Here is a 13,237-nt window from a genome sequence, read left to right on the forward strand (position 1 = left end):
TCATATTCAGAGAGATACAACAGTATTTCCATCTCCCAACTTGCTGGATTCAGCTGGAATCGTCGAGAGATTCCTTGGCCGTTGATTTCCAAAAATCGTAGCGCTACCATCGGCAACTACCGCGGCGTCAAGAACCGTCGGGACGCGGGGCGGACGGGAGAACAGGGCTCATGGCTTCGGTCAGCCTGCGCAAGCTTGAGAAGAGCTATGGCGCGTTCCGCGTCGTGAAGGCGATCGACCTCGAGATCGCCGATGGCGAGTTCGTGGTGCTGGTGGGTCCGTCGGGCTGTGGCAAATCGACGACGCTGCGCATGATTGCAGGCCTCGAAAGCATCAGCGGTGGTGAAATCCGGATCGGCGATCGTATCGTCAACGATCTGCCGCCGCGCGCGCGCGACATCGCCATGGTGTTCCAGGACTACGCGCTCTACCCGCACAAGACGGTGCGCGAGAACATGGGCTTCAGCCTGAAGGTGCGGGGCGCGAACGCGGCGGAAGCGGACGCAAAGATCAGGGCTGCGGCGGAGATGCTCGGCATCACCCATCTTCTCGACCGGCGGCCGGGACAGCTCTCCGGCGGACAGCGCCAGCGGGTTGCGATGGGCCGGGCCATCGTTCGGCGACCGCAGGTGTTCCTGTTCGATGAGCCGCTGTCCAATCTCGACGCGAAGCTGCGCGGTCAGGTCCGCACCGAAATCAAGCGGCTGCACCAGACGATCGGGACCACCATCGTCTATGTCACCCATGATCAGGTCGAGGCGATGACGCTGGCCGATCGCATCGTCATCCTTCGCGGCGGCGACATCGAGCAGATCGGAACGCCCGACGAGGTCTACAACAATCCGGCCAGCGTTTTTGTCGGCGGCTTCGTCGGCTCGCCGTCGATGAATTTTGCCAAGGCCAGGGCCGCCCACGGCTATCTCGATTTTGCCGACGGCAATCGTCTGCCTCTCGCGCCTTTGGCCGGTAGCGGAATCTCGGCGGCTGATGGGCGCGAATTCATCGTTGGCATCAGGCCCGAGCATTTCACGTCCGGGGCATCGGATATCGGCCTGAACTGCGAGGTTCAGGTCGTCGAGCCGCTCGGCTCCGATACGCTGGTGCATTTCTCGGTGGGCGGCGCGACATTGACCGCGCGGCTGCCGCCCGAGTTGCGCCCGCGAACCGGTGAGGCCTTCAAGCTGGGCCTCGATCCCGGCAAGATCCACCTGTTCGATGCGGAGACGGAGCGGGCCTTGCACTAGGAGCTGCGCAGCGAGGCTATCAATCACAAACCAATGATGTCGCAAGTAAGCGACGATCTTATTCGGGAGGACGCCATGAGTTCGGGATGCATTTCAAGGATGGCAGGACTGCTGCTCGGGTTCGGAGCATTCGCATTCGCAACCGCTGCATCCGCCGAAACCACGTTAAAAATGTTCGTCACGAGCCAGGGGCAGCCCGGCATCTGGCGCAAGGTGCTCGATCAATACGAAGCGCGCAATCCCGGCGTCAAGGTCGCGATCGAACTGGGCGGCGCGACCTCGGATCTCCAGGCGCAGTATCTCAACACGGTGCTCACGGCGAAGGATTCTTCGCTCGACGTGCTGATGTTGGACGTCATACGGCCGGCACAGTTCGCGGCTGCGGGCTGGACCAGTCCGATCGCAAGCGCAAACATGTCGTCTTATCTGCGCGCCTATGCCGAGGCCAACACCGTCGACGGCAAGGTCGTGGCGCTGCCCGCCTTTGCGGATTCCATGTTCCTCTATTATCGCAAGGACCTGCTCGACAAATACGGGCTCAAGCCGCCGACGACCTGGGACGAGCTCGCCACGGCCGCGAAGAAGATCGCGGACGGTGAGCAGAATCCGGGCCTCCAGGGCCTCTCGTTCCAGGGCAAGGCGATCGAAGGTGCGGTCTGCACCTTCCTCGTGCCGTATTGGAGCCAGGGCAAGGCGGTGGTGAAGGACGGCAAGCTCGATTTCGATCGCGAGGCGGCCACGAAGTCGCTCGCGCTCTGGAAGAGCTTTGCCGACAATGGTGTTGCCAAGAAGAACATTGCCGAGGTTGCGACCGACGACACGCGCAAGGAGTTCCAGGCCGGCAACGTCGTTTTCGCGGTGAACTGGGCCTATGCGTGGGCCATGACGCAGGGCGCGGACTCCGCCGTGGTCGGCAAGGTCGGCGTCGCGCGGCTCCCGGCGGTCACGGGCGGCGAGCAGGCAACCTGTCTTGGAGGTTGGGAGTGGGGCGTTTCGGCCTTTTCCAAGAACCAGGAGGAGGCGAAGAAGCTCGTCGAATATCTGTCGAGCCCGGAAGTCTCCAAATTCATGGCAATCAACGGTTCGTTGCTGCCGAGTTACCCCAATCTCTACAGGGATGCCGACGTGACCAAGGCGGTGCCGTGGTTCGCCGACGCCCAGCCGATTGTCGAGACCGCAAAACCGCGTCCGGTGACGCCTCGCTACAACGAGGTCAGCGAAGCGATCCGGACCACGGTCAATGCGGTGCTCGCGGGCGTGACCACGCCGGCGGACGGCGCCGCCCAGATCGAGGCGCGCCTGAAGCGAATCCTTCGCTGATGCATGATCCGGCGACGAGCGGGTGCTTCTCGCGCCCCGCTCGTGGTCGCGACCTCCTGCGGCGCCCTGTGCGCAATCCGGATCGGACCTGACGACGATGGAATCCATGGTCAAGAACGCAGCCGCTCGCGTCGATACGCGACGTGCTACGCTGTCGCGCTGGCTCGATCCGGACGAGACGACGCTCGCCATCCTGCTCCTGGCACCCACCGCGATCCTGCTCAGCGTGATGATCGTTTATCCGGTGGGCCGGCTCATCTACACGAGCTTCCTCGACCTGTCGCTGACCTCGGGCCTGCCGTCGCGATTCTCCGGGCTCGCGAACTATCAGCAGATGCTGGACGATCCCGTCTTCTGGCAGGCGACCTGGAACACGATCCTGATCACGCTGATCACGGTGCCGGGCTCGCTGCTCGTCGGGCTCGGACTCGCGCTGCTCGCCAACCTGCCGTTCCAGATGAAGTGGCCGATGAGGCTTTCGCTTCTGATTCCGTGGGCGCTGCCGCTTTCGTTCGCGGGCCTGATCTTCGCCTGGTTCTTTCATTCGGAATATGGCGTCGTCAACGACATGCTCAACCGGATCGGCCTGCCGGGCGTGATCTGGTTCAATTCGCCGCGTCTCGCCTTCACCGCGATCTGCCTCACCATCATCTGGAAGGCCTCGTCCTTTATGGCAATGATCATTCTTGCCGGGTTGCAGACCATTCCGCGATCGCTTTACGAGGCTGCTGATGTCGACGGAGCAGGGCGCGTGCGGCAGTTCTTTGAGATCACGCTTCCGCTCCTAAAGCCCACGATCGTGGTCGCGCTGATCTTCCGCACCATCACGTCGCTCCAGACTTTTGACATTCCCTACATGATGACGGGCGGCGGGCCGGGCACCTCAACTGCGACGCTGGCCATGTACATCCATCAGAACACCGTATCCTTCCTCGATCTCGGCTACGGATCGGCGCTTGCGGTGGTGATGTTCGGCCTTTCGATGTGCGTCACGGCGCTCTACCTGCGCATGATCCGCGGCAGCGAGACCGTATCATGAGCGCTTCCGTCTCTTCAGGTACCGGCTCGCTCCTGTCCGGCAAGCCGTTGCGGGTCATCGCCGCGCTCATTCTCGTCGTGAACGGCCTGTTCCCGGCGCTGTGGATTCTGCTGACCTCGTTCAAGACCGAGGCGGAGCTCACGGCGAAGCCGATCACCTGGCTGCCGCACGCGGCGACGCTGCGGAATTACCACCAGGCGTTCTCCGATCAACCCCTGCTCACCTTCCTGTTCAACAGCTTCATGGTCGCGCTGCTGTCGACCGCGTTGACCCTGCTGGTCTCGGTTCTTGCGGCCTACGCGCTTGCGCGGCTGAATCTCCGCTTCAGGGGATTGATCATGTCCGTCATCATCGCGGTCTCCACCTTTCCTCTGGTGACGCTGCTGGTCCCCCTGTTCGAGACGATGCGCGCGCTCAATCTGCTCAACTCCTGGACCGCGTTGATCCTGCCCTACACCGTGCTCAGCCTGCCGGTCTGCACCCTGGTGCTGACGTCCTTTTTCGAGGCCATTCCGCGCGACCTGGAGAATGCCGCCATGATTGACGGCTGCACGCGATTTGGCGCGCTTTTCAAGGTGGTGGTCCCGCTCTCGGCGCCGGGCGTGTTCACCGCCGGTATCCTCGCCTTCGTCAATTCCTGGGACGAATTTCTGCTGGCCCTGTCATTCAACTCCAATCCGGGACTGCGGACGCTCCCTGTCGGCATCCAGCTTTACCAGGGCGAGTTTGCGTTTCCGTGGCCGATCATTTCGGCGGCGCTGGTGGTAGGCATCGTACCGGTCGCGATCCTGATCGTGATCTTCCAGGAGCGCGTGGTCTCCGGGCTGACCGCGGGTGGCCTCAAGGGATAAGGTCCGGGGCTTTACAAGGTTTGCAAAATGGCAGTCTACGATTCCGTTCGCTACGCGTCACTTGATGGCCGCAACGTGCTGATTACCGGCGGAGCGTCTGGTATTGGCGCCGAGATGGTGAAGGCGTTTGCATCCCAGGGTGCGATCGTCTCGTTCGTCGACATCGACCGCGAGGCGGGGCAGGCGACCGCGGCAACCACGGGCGCGGAGTTCATTGCGTGCGACGTCACCGACATCCAGGCTCTGCGCTGCGCAATCGCGGGCGTTGAAGACAAGCATGGACCGGTCGCAGTGCTCGTCAACAATGCCGCCCGCGATGATCGCCACGCGATGGCCGACGTCGAGCCGGAGGCCTGGCGGCGAACGCTGGCGCTGAACCTCGATCATCAGTTTTTCGCCACCCAGGCCGTGAGCAGGCGCATGACCGACGCCGGCCGCGGCGCCATCATCATGTTCGGGTCGATCTCCTGGATGCGCGGAATCACGGGAATGGTCGGCTATACGGCGGCAAAGGCCGCAATCAACGGCATGACCAGGACGCTTGCCCGCGAATTGGGGCCGGCGGGCATTCGCGTCAACTGCATCGTGCCGGGCGCGATCGTGACCGAACGTCAATTGCGGCTCTGGGCAACACCCGACAGCAATCAGGAGTTCATTGACAGTCAGGCGCTCAAATTTCGGCTCGATCCCACGCATGTTGCGCGCGTCGCGCTGTTCCTCGGCTCCGACGAGAGCGCGGGCTGTACGGGCGCGAACTTTGTGGTCGATGCCGGCCGGAGCTGAAGGGACGAAGAGGAATGCATCTGGAACTTGAGACGACCTCATCCGGCTTCGCGGTGTCCATGGCTGGCCGCCGGATTCTCAGTCACAGTGCTACAGCGCCATGCTTCTTCGTGGGCCAGGGGACCGATCGCATCGCGATGGATCGCGGTCGCTTCGAGATCGAGGATCGCCTGGCCGAACGCTGTCCACTGGCCCATGCCGAGATCGAAGGCGAGACGATCATGCTTGCAGCGGCCAAGGGGCAACCCCCGCGGCTGGCCGTCACGCGCGAGGGCAATGCGCTGGTGCTGCGGGCGCTTGATCCATCCGTCAACCGGTTTTGGTTGCGTGTGATTGCCGACCGGGACGAGAACGTCTGGGGCGGCGGCGAGCAATTCTCCTACTTTGACCTGCGCGGGCGGCGGTTTCCGTTGTGGACCTCGGAGCCGGGCGTCGGTCGCGACAAGACCACCGAAATCACGTTCAAGGCGGACGTGGCGGGTCACGCGGGCGGCGACTACTATCATACGAACTATCCCCAGCCGACCTATGTGTCCTCGGCGCGCTATGCGCTTCATGTCGAAACGTCAGCCTATAGTGTCTTTGATTTTTGTGATCCTTCATTTCACGAGATCGAAGTCTGGGCTGTGCCGGAGCGCATCGAGCTGTTTGCCGCGCCGTCCTTCGTCGGCCTGGTGGAGATGCTGTCCAGCCGTTTTGGGCGCCAGCCTCCGCTTCCGGAGTGGATCTACAACGGCGCGATCGTCGGCCTGAAGGATGGAGCGAACTCATTCAATCGCCTTGCAAGGATACGCGAGGCCGGCGTCAAGGTTGCCGGCCTGTGGTGCGAGGACTGGGTCGGTATCAGGCAGACGGCCTTCGGCTCGCGACTGTTCTGGGACTGGCAGGCCAACGAGACGCGCTATCCGGGCCTGCGACAGCGCATCGCCGAACTGAACAGCGAGGGCATCCGCTTCCTCGGTTATGTGAATCCGTATCTCTGCGACGATGGCGTGCTGTTCAGGGAGGCTGAGGCCGCGAATTATTTCGTCAAGGATGATTCAGGGCGAGTCGCCCGGATCGACTTCGGACAATTTCACTGCGGTATCGTCGACTTCACCAATCCGGACGCTGCGGCGTGGTTTTCCGAAGAGATCATCGGCAAGCGGATGCTCGACTATGGCCTGTCAGGCTGGATGGCCGATTTCGGCGAGTATCTGCCAGTCGATGTGCATCTTGCCAGCGGGGCCGACGCCAGGCTTGCGCATAACCGTTGGCCAACGCTTTGGGCCGACGTCAACGCGAAGGCGGTGGCGTCTCGTGGCCGGACCGGCGAGGCCGTGTTCTTCATGCGGGCTGGCTTCACAGGCGTCCAGAAATCGTGCCCGTTGCTGTGGGCCGGCGATCAATCGGTCGATTTTTCGCGACACGACGGGCTGGTCACGGTCATCTGCGCCGCGCTGTCATCGGGGTTGCTCGGCAATGCCTTTCATCATTCCGATATCGGTGGCTATACCAGCCTGTTCGGCAATGTCCGCACGCCCGAGCTCGTCATGCGCTGGGCCGAGATGGCGGCATTCACATCGTTGATGCGTACCCACGAAGGCAACCGGCCTCGTGACAATGTGCAGATCGACAGCGATCCCGCGGTCCTCAAGCACTTCGCCCGGATGACCGCGATCTACGTTCACCTCGCGCCCTATCTCAGGAGCTTGTCGCTGGAAGCCGCCAGCCGCGGCCTTCCGGTCCAGCGCCCGTTGTTCCTGCATCACGAAGAAGACCGGCGAACCTACGGCATTCAGGACTGCTATCTCTATGGCCGGGACGTGCTGGTCGCACCCGTCTGGCAGGCATCACAAGAGATGCGGAAACTCTACCTTCCGGCGGGGACCGACTGGATTCACGTCTGGACGGGCCAGTCATTTGCCGGCGGCCGGGACATGTCGATCGAGGCGCCGCTGGGGCGGCCCGCGGTTTTCTATCGGGCAGATACCGAATTCGAAAAGCTGTTTGCTGGACTGCTGGATCTATAGTTGCGAGTTGAAAATTCGTAAAATTTGCAGTGCTGCGCGGCGTTCGATGATGCATCACCTCAGGACGCATTGACAGCCGCAATACGCGATAGCAAGCTCGTTCAGGCGTCTCTGGCGCAGCCTGAACCAACCGCGCCGAAAGAATCCAGCTGGAGTTCCAAAAGTGGCCAGATCAACTCTGCTCGCCGCCGTCTGCGCTTCGGCGCTTGTCGTGGCTTCGGCTGCTTCCGCCAAAACCCTGGTTTTCTGCTCGGAAGGCAGCCCGGAGAACTTCTATCCCGGCGTCAACACCACCGGCACGTCGTTCGACGGCAATGAGCCGATCTACAATCGCATTGTCGAGTTCGAGCGCGGCGGCACGAAGGTGGTGCCGGGCCTCGCGGAAAAATGGACGATCTCACCTGACGGCATCACCTATACCTTCAACTTGCGCAAGGGCGTGAAGTGGCACGCGACGTCCAAATCGTTCAAGCCGACGCGAGAGTTCAATGCTGACGACGTCCTGTTCTCGATCGAGCGGCAATGGAAGGACGACAATCCGTATTTCAAGGTGACGAGCCCGAACCATTCCTATTTCGGCGACATGGGCATGCCGAAATTGTTGAAGTCGGTCGAAAAGCTCGATGACTACACGATCAAGATAACGCTCAACCAGCCGGAAGCGCCTTTTCTCGCCGATCTTGCGATGCCCTACGCGGCTATCCAGTCCAAGGAGTATGCGGATGCCATGCTGAAGGCCGGCACCCCCGAGAAGATCGATCAGGATCCGATCGGCACCGGCCCATTCTATCTGGTGCAGTACCAGAAGGACGCCGTGATCCGCTACAAGGCGTTCCCCGAATTCTGGGGCGGCAAGGCGAAGATCGACGACCTCGTCTATGCGATCACGCCGGATGCATCCGTTCGCTGGGCCAAGCTCCAGAAGGGCGAATGCGACGTGATGCCCTATCCGAACCCGGCCGACATCGACGCGATCAAGAAGGATCCGAACGTCACGGTTTTGGAGCAGCCGGGCCTCAACGTCGGCTATCTCGCGTTCCAGACGCAGAAAAAACCCTTCGACGACGTGCGCGTGCGCAAGGCCGTCAGCATGGCGATCGACAAGAAGGCGATCATCGATGCCGTCTATCTGTCGACCGGCATCGCGGCCAAGAACCCAATCCCGCCCACCATGTGGTCATACAACGACAGCGTCAAGGACGACCCCTATGATCCGGCGGCGGCCAAGAAGCTTCTGGCCGACGCAGGATTTCCGGACGGCTTCGAAACCGATCTATGGGCCATGCCGGTGCAACGCCCCTACAATCCGAACGCCAAGCGCATTGCCGAACTGATGCAGGCCGACCTCGCCAAGATCGGCGTCAAGGCCGAGATCAAGTCGTTTGAATGGGGCGAATACCGCAAGCGGTTGCAGGTCGGCGAGCACCAGATGGGCATGTTTGGGTGGACCGGCGACAACGGCGACCCCGACAACTTCTTGCACACGCTGCTGGGCTGCGACTCGGCGAAATCGGGGGGATCGAATATCGCCAAGTTCTGCTACAAGCCGTTCGACGATCTGGTCGTGAAGGCCAAGGCCGTCAGCGATCAGGCCGAGCGCACCAAGCTGTACGAACAGGCCCAGGTGATCTTCAAGGAGCAGGCGCCGTGGTTCACCATCGCGCATGCGGTGCAGTTGAAGCCCGTCAGCAAGAGGGTGATTGACTTCAAGCTGTCGCCGTTCGGCCGCCACAACTTCTATGGCGTCGACGTCAAGGAATAGCAGAGACAAGGGCGGAGCGGCTTAGCGTTACTCCGCCCGTTTTTCTTTACCTCTTCCGTTGCGGGGAGGGTGGCGGGGAACGGCATGCTCCGGTTCATCTTTACCCGGCTGAGCCTCGTGGTTCCGACCTTTATCGGGATCACGTTGCTGGTGTTCGTGCTTATCCGCCTCATCCCCGGCGATCCCATCGAGACGATGGCGGGCGAACGCGGCATCGATCCGGCCCGGCACGCGCAATTGCGCAAGGACTACGGCTTCGATCAGCCGGTTCTGGTGCAATACGGCCTCTATCTGTCGAGGCTGGTTCATGGCGACCTCGGCCGCTCGATCGTAACCCATGAGCCGGTGATTTCCGAGTTCGGGACGTTATTCCCGGCGACGATCGAACTATCGGTCTGCGCGATCCTGTTTGCGTTATGCCTCGGCTTGCCGGCCGGTATCATCGCGGCGGTCCGGCGCAACTCCATCTTCGATCATGGCGTGATGGGTGTCTCGCTCACCGGATATTCGATGCCGATCTTCTGGTGGGGATTGCTGCTGATCCTGCTTTTTTCCGTGCAGCTTGGATGGACTCCGGTGTCGGGCCGGATCGCGGTGCAATACTACATCGAACCGGTGACCGGCTTCCTGCTGATCGATGCATTGCTGGCCGGTGATTTCGGCGCGTTTCGTTCGGCGCTGTCGCATCTCGTGCTGCCGATGATCGTGCTCGGCACGGTGCCGCTCGCCGTCATCGCCCGCATGACGCGGTCCGCCATGCTGGAGGTGCTGGGCGAAGATTACATCCGCACCGCCCGCGCCAAGGGGGTGCCGCGTTGGCGGGTGATCGCGATCCATGCGTTGCGTAACGCGCTGATCCCGGTGGTGACGGTGATCGGGCTGCAGGTCGGCGTTCTCTTTACCGGCGCGATCCTCACCGAGACCATCTTCTCCTGGCCGGGTGTGGGTAAATGGCTGATCGAGGGCATCAACCGCCGCGACTATCCGGTGCTGCAGGGTGGCACGTTGTTGATCGGCGCGATCGTCATGATCGTCAATCTGTTGGTTGATGTCGCCTATGGGCTGATCAATCCCCGTATCCGGTACACGAGATGACAGCCGAAGCCCTCAAGACGCCCGTCGTGGCGCAACCGAGCGCGCCGCCGCATCCGCTGTTGCAGTTCTGGTCCGACTTCACGGCCAATTTCGGCGCCGTGGCGGGCCTCGCCGTGATCGTGGTTCTGGTTCTGCTCGCGCTCCTTGCCGATGTCGTCGCGCCACATTCCCCGATCCTCACCAACAATGCGGTCTTCCTCAAGCCCCCGTTCTGGCAGCAGGGCGGGTCGATGGCCTATCCGCTTGGTACCGATGCGATCGGCCGCGATATTCTATCCCGTCTCATCCATGGCGCGCGGCTGTCGCTTCTGATCGGCATTGCGGTGGTCACCTTGTCGGTGGTCGTCGGCACGATCCTCGGTCTGATCGCGGGTTTCTTCCGCGGCGTGATCGAGATCGCGATCATGCGGCTGATGGACATCACGCTGACGCTGCCGAGCCTTTTGCTTGCGATCGTGATCGTTGCGATCCTGGGACCAGGCCTGATGAACGCGATGCTGGCGGTCGCGATCGTGCTGCTGCCGCACTATGTGCGGATAGCGCGCGCCGCCGTGATCAGCGAAGTTTCGAAGGATTACGTCGTCGCGGCCAGGGTCGCAGGCGCCGGCCGGCTTCGGTTGATGTTCAAGGAGGTATTGCCGAATTGCGCAGCGCCCCTGATCGTGCAGGCGACGCTCGGCATTTCGACCGCGATCCTCGACGCGGCAGCGCTCGGCTTTCTCGGTCTCGGTGCGCAGCCGCCGCTGCCGGAATGGGGCACCATGCTGGCGGACGCGCGCGAATTCGTGCTGCGGGCCTGGTGGGTCGTCACGCTTCCGGGCCTGGCGATCCTCGTCACCGTGCTGGCCTTCAACCTTCTGGGCGACGGATTGCGCGACGCGCTCGATCCCAAGCTCAAGCGATAGTTTCCTGAAGTCGATCCGATGCCGCTTCTCGAGATCAAGAATCTGTCGGTCGAGTTTCCATCCCAGAACGGGATGGTGCGCGCCGTGGATGGCGTCAGCATGACGCTCGAAAAAGGCGAGGTGCTGGGAATCGTCGGCGAATCCGGCTCCGGCAAGAGCGTCGGCATGCTGGCCCTGATGGGACTCGTGCCCTATCCGGGACGCGTCCGGGCCGACAGACTGTCGTTTCAGGGAAGGGATCTGCAGGCCTTGTCCGACCGCGAGCGAAACGCGCTCGTCGGCAAGGATATGGCTATGATCTTTCAGGAGCCGACGACATCGCTCAATCCTTCCTTCACGATCGGCTATCAGCTGGCTGAGACGTTGCACATCCATGAAGGGATGGATCGCAAGGCGGCGCGGCGCCGCGTGATCCAGCTCCTGGAGCAAGTCGGCATTCCGGCGCCGGAGAGCCGGCTGTCGGCCTATCCGCACCAGCTCTCGGGCGGCATGAATCAGCGCGTCATGATCGCGATGGCGATCGCCTGTAATCCAAAACTCCTGATCGCCGATGAGCCGACGACGGCGCTCGATGTCACTATCCAGGCGCAGATACTCGATCTGCTGCTATCCCTGCAGCGCGATCGTGGCATGGCGCTGATTCTCATCACGCACAACATGGGCGTGGTCTCGGACACGACCGAGCGCGTCGCCGTGATGTATGCGGGCCAGATCATGGAACAGCGCCCGACGCAGAGCCTGTTCGCCTCGCCTCAGCATCCCTATACGGCCGCCCTGCTGGCGGCGCGCCCGGAGGCGAGCGATGGCGGACGGCTCGCCACCATTCCGGGCGTGGTGCCGGGACTTCACGACCGGCCGACCGGGTGCCTGTTCAGTCCGCGTTGCGGCTATGCGACGCCGCTGGCGGACGAATCGCGCCCCGCGCTGCGTCCCTGGATGGACGGCCTGATCCGCTGTCATTATCCGCTCGGCGATTCGACGCGGGAGGAGCGCATCGCGGCCGATCGAAGCGGCGCGCCGATCCCCGAGCACGGGACAGCGTCATGACGGCGCTCGTTACCGCCACCGATCTCAAGCGCAGCTACGAGATCAGGCAGGGCTGGCTTCGTGCCCCGGCACATCTGCAGGCCGTAGGCGGCGTTTCGTTCGCACTTCAAGCCGGCAAGACGCTGGCGGTGGTCGGCGAGTCCGGTTGCGGCAAGTCGACGCTCGCAAGGCTCGTGACGCTGATCGAGAAGCCGAGCGCCGGCACGCTGATGCTCGACGGCGTCGATGCGGTCAATCCCCCGGCGAGCGCCGTCAAGACGTTGCGCCGCACCGTGCAGATCGTGTTTCAGAACCCCTATGGATCGCTCAATCCGCGCAAGCGCATCGGCGCCATACTGGAAGAGCCGCTGATCATCAACACAACGCTCTCGAAGCAGGAGCGGCGCGCGCAAGCGCTCGACATGATGGCGAGGGTCGGGCTGCGGCCGGAGCAATATGGCCGCTATCCGCACATGTTCTCGGGCGGCCAGCGTCAGCGTATCGCGATCGCGCGCGCCTTGATGTTGCGGCCGAAGCTGCTGGTTGCCGACGAACCGGTCTCCGCGCTCGACATGTCGGTGCAAGCGCAGGTTCTCAACCTGCTGGTCGATCTGCAGCGCGAGCTGGGGCTGGCCTACCTCTTCATCTCGCACGATCTCGGCGTGGTGCGTCACATCGCAGATGACGTGATGATCATGTATCTGGGGATCGCAGTCGAGCACGGACCGAAAGAGCGCATCTTTGCGCGGCCGCTGCACCCCTATGCGCAGGCCTTGCTCGACGCGACTCCAGGCCTTGGCCGCAAACGCCAGCGGATCGTGCCGAAAGGCGAGGTGCCTTCGCCGCTCGATCCGCCGAAGGGCTGCGTCTTCTCGACCCGCTGTCCCCATGTGACAGACCTGTGCCGCGCGCAGCGTCCGCCCTTGCGCCCGCTCGACGGTCGCCTCGTCGCCTGCCATTACGCCGAGCGTTTCCTGGAAGGTCAGGCGGCTTAACGATCGGCCTGCCAATTAGGTTCGGTTGCGCGAATTGGGGGCGGGCGTGAGCAATTTAGGAGTCTTCCAATGATGCGATCTTACCCCCGATTTGCCCGACGCGTCAAGCGAAATTCGTAAAATACGAATCTTTCGCTATCCGCCCGACCGTCCGGCTACTTTGCATGGGGTTGTTTTCGACATTTCTTGTTGGCCCCGAACGGCC

Annotated in this window: 11 protein-coding genes; all 11 read left to right on the plus strand. The window is 62.5% G+C overall.

Going from position 1 to position 13,237, the window contains the following annotated elements; genetic code table 11:
- Positions 1 to 170 precede the first annotated feature (170 nt).
- The 11 genes from KUF59_RS13690 to KUF59_RS13740 all read left to right on the plus strand — a co-directional run bounded on the left by KUF59_RS13690 (position 171) and on the right by KUF59_RS13740 (position 13,032).
- On the plus strand, positions 171 to 1,244 hold the full coding sequence (locus tag KUF59_RS13690) for an ABC transporter ATP-binding protein (RefSeq protein WP_212461657.1): 1,074 nt from the start codon (positions 171 to 173) through the stop codon (positions 1,242 to 1,244).
- Between the two features lie 99 nt (positions 1,245 to 1,343).
- On the plus strand, positions 1,344 to 2,564 hold the full coding sequence (locus KUF59_RS13695) for an ABC transporter substrate-binding protein (protein ID WP_212461658.1): 1,221 nt from the start codon (positions 1,344 to 1,346) through the stop codon (positions 2,562 to 2,564).
- 106 nt (positions 2,565 to 2,670) lie between these two features.
- On the plus strand, positions 2,671 to 3,603 hold the full coding sequence (locus KUF59_RS13700; protein ID WP_212461659.1) for a carbohydrate ABC transporter permease: 933 nt from the start codon (positions 2,671 to 2,673) through the stop codon (positions 3,601 to 3,603).
- Positions 3,600 to 4,454, plus strand: coding sequence for a carbohydrate ABC transporter permease (locus tag KUF59_RS13705; RefSeq protein ID WP_212461660.1), 855 nt, complete (start codon positions 3,600 to 3,602; stop codon positions 4,452 to 4,454). Before KUF59_RS13700 ends, KUF59_RS13705 begins: the two co-directional genes overlap by 4 nt.
- A 27-nt stretch (positions 4,455 to 4,481) precedes the next feature.
- Positions 4,482 to 5,237 (plus strand): SDR family NAD(P)-dependent oxidoreductase, encoded by a 756-nt coding sequence (locus KUF59_RS13710; protein WP_212461661.1) that lies wholly within the window; start codon positions 4,482 to 4,484, stop codon positions 5,235 to 5,237.
- A gap of 20 nt (positions 5,238 to 5,257) precedes the next feature.
- A complete protein-coding gene (locus tag KUF59_RS13715; protein WP_212461751.1) occupies positions 5,258 to 7,249 on the plus strand; it encodes an alpha-glucosidase in 1,992 nt (663 codons plus the stop codon).
- 163 nt (positions 7,250 to 7,412) lie between these two features.
- On the plus strand, positions 7,413 to 9,011 hold the full coding sequence (locus KUF59_RS13720) for an ABC transporter substrate-binding protein (protein ID WP_212461662.1): 1,599 nt from the start codon (positions 7,413 to 7,415) through the stop codon (positions 9,009 to 9,011).
- Between the two features lie 84 nt (positions 9,012 to 9,095).
- Positions 9,096 to 10,106, plus strand: a complete 1,011-nt coding sequence (locus KUF59_RS13725; protein WP_212402907.1) for an ABC transporter permease subunit — start codon at positions 9,096 to 9,098, stop codon at positions 10,104 to 10,106.
- Positions 10,103 to 11,011, plus strand: a complete 909-nt coding sequence (locus KUF59_RS13730) for an ABC transporter permease subunit (RefSeq protein ID WP_212461663.1) — start codon at positions 10,103 to 10,105, stop codon at positions 11,009 to 11,011. The genes KUF59_RS13725 and KUF59_RS13730 overlap by 4 nt, the downstream gene beginning before the upstream one ends.
- Before the next feature lie 18 nt (positions 11,012 to 11,029).
- Positions 11,030 to 12,058 (plus strand): ABC transporter ATP-binding protein, encoded by a 1,029-nt coding sequence (locus KUF59_RS13735; protein WP_212461664.1) that lies wholly within the window; start codon positions 11,030 to 11,032, stop codon positions 12,056 to 12,058.
- The gene (locus tag KUF59_RS13740; RefSeq protein ID WP_212461665.1) at positions 12,055 to 13,032 is read left to right on the plus strand and encodes a peptide ABC transporter ATP-binding protein; all 978 of its coding nucleotides are present in this window, start codon (positions 12,055 to 12,057) and stop codon (positions 13,030 to 13,032) included. Before KUF59_RS13735 ends, KUF59_RS13740 begins: the two co-directional genes overlap by 4 nt.
- Positions 13,033 to 13,237 lie beyond the last annotated feature (205 nt).

The sequence above is a fragment of the Bradyrhizobium arachidis genome (assembly GCF_024758505.1).
Taxonomy (GTDB): domain Bacteria; phylum Pseudomonadota; class Alphaproteobacteria; order Rhizobiales; family Xanthobacteraceae; genus Bradyrhizobium; species Bradyrhizobium manausense_C.

Coding starts and splice junctions, on each gene's coding strand:
- KUF59_RS13725 (WP_212402907.1), top strand. CDS start 9,096: ATGCTCCGGTTCATCTTTACCCGGCTGAGCCTCGTGGTTCCGACCTTT.
- KUF59_RS13710 (WP_212461661.1), top strand. CDS start 4,482: ATGGCAGTCTACGATTCCGTTCGCTACGCGTCACTTGATGGCCGCAAC.
- KUF59_RS13705 (WP_212461660.1), top strand. CDS start 3,600: ATGAGCGCTTCCGTCTCTTCAGGTACCGGCTCGCTCCTGTCCGGCAAG.
- KUF59_RS13690 (WP_212461657.1), top strand. CDS start 171: ATGGCTTCGGTCAGCCTGCGCAAGCTTGAGAAGAGCTATGGCGCGTTC.
- KUF59_RS13730 (WP_212461663.1), top strand. CDS start 10,103: ATGACAGCCGAAGCCCTCAAGACGCCCGTCGTGGCGCAACCGAGCGCG.
- KUF59_RS13700 (WP_212461659.1), top strand. CDS start 2,671: ATGGTCAAGAACGCAGCCGCTCGCGTCGATACGCGACGTGCTACGCTG.
- KUF59_RS13740 (WP_212461665.1), top strand. CDS start 12,055: ATGACGGCGCTCGTTACCGCCACCGATCTCAAGCGCAGCTACGAGATC.
- KUF59_RS13735 (WP_212461664.1), top strand. CDS start 11,030: ATGCCGCTTCTCGAGATCAAGAATCTGTCGGTCGAGTTTCCATCCCAG.
- KUF59_RS13695 (WP_212461658.1), top strand. CDS start 1,344: ATGGCAGGACTGCTGCTCGGGTTCGGAGCATTCGCATTCGCAACCGCT.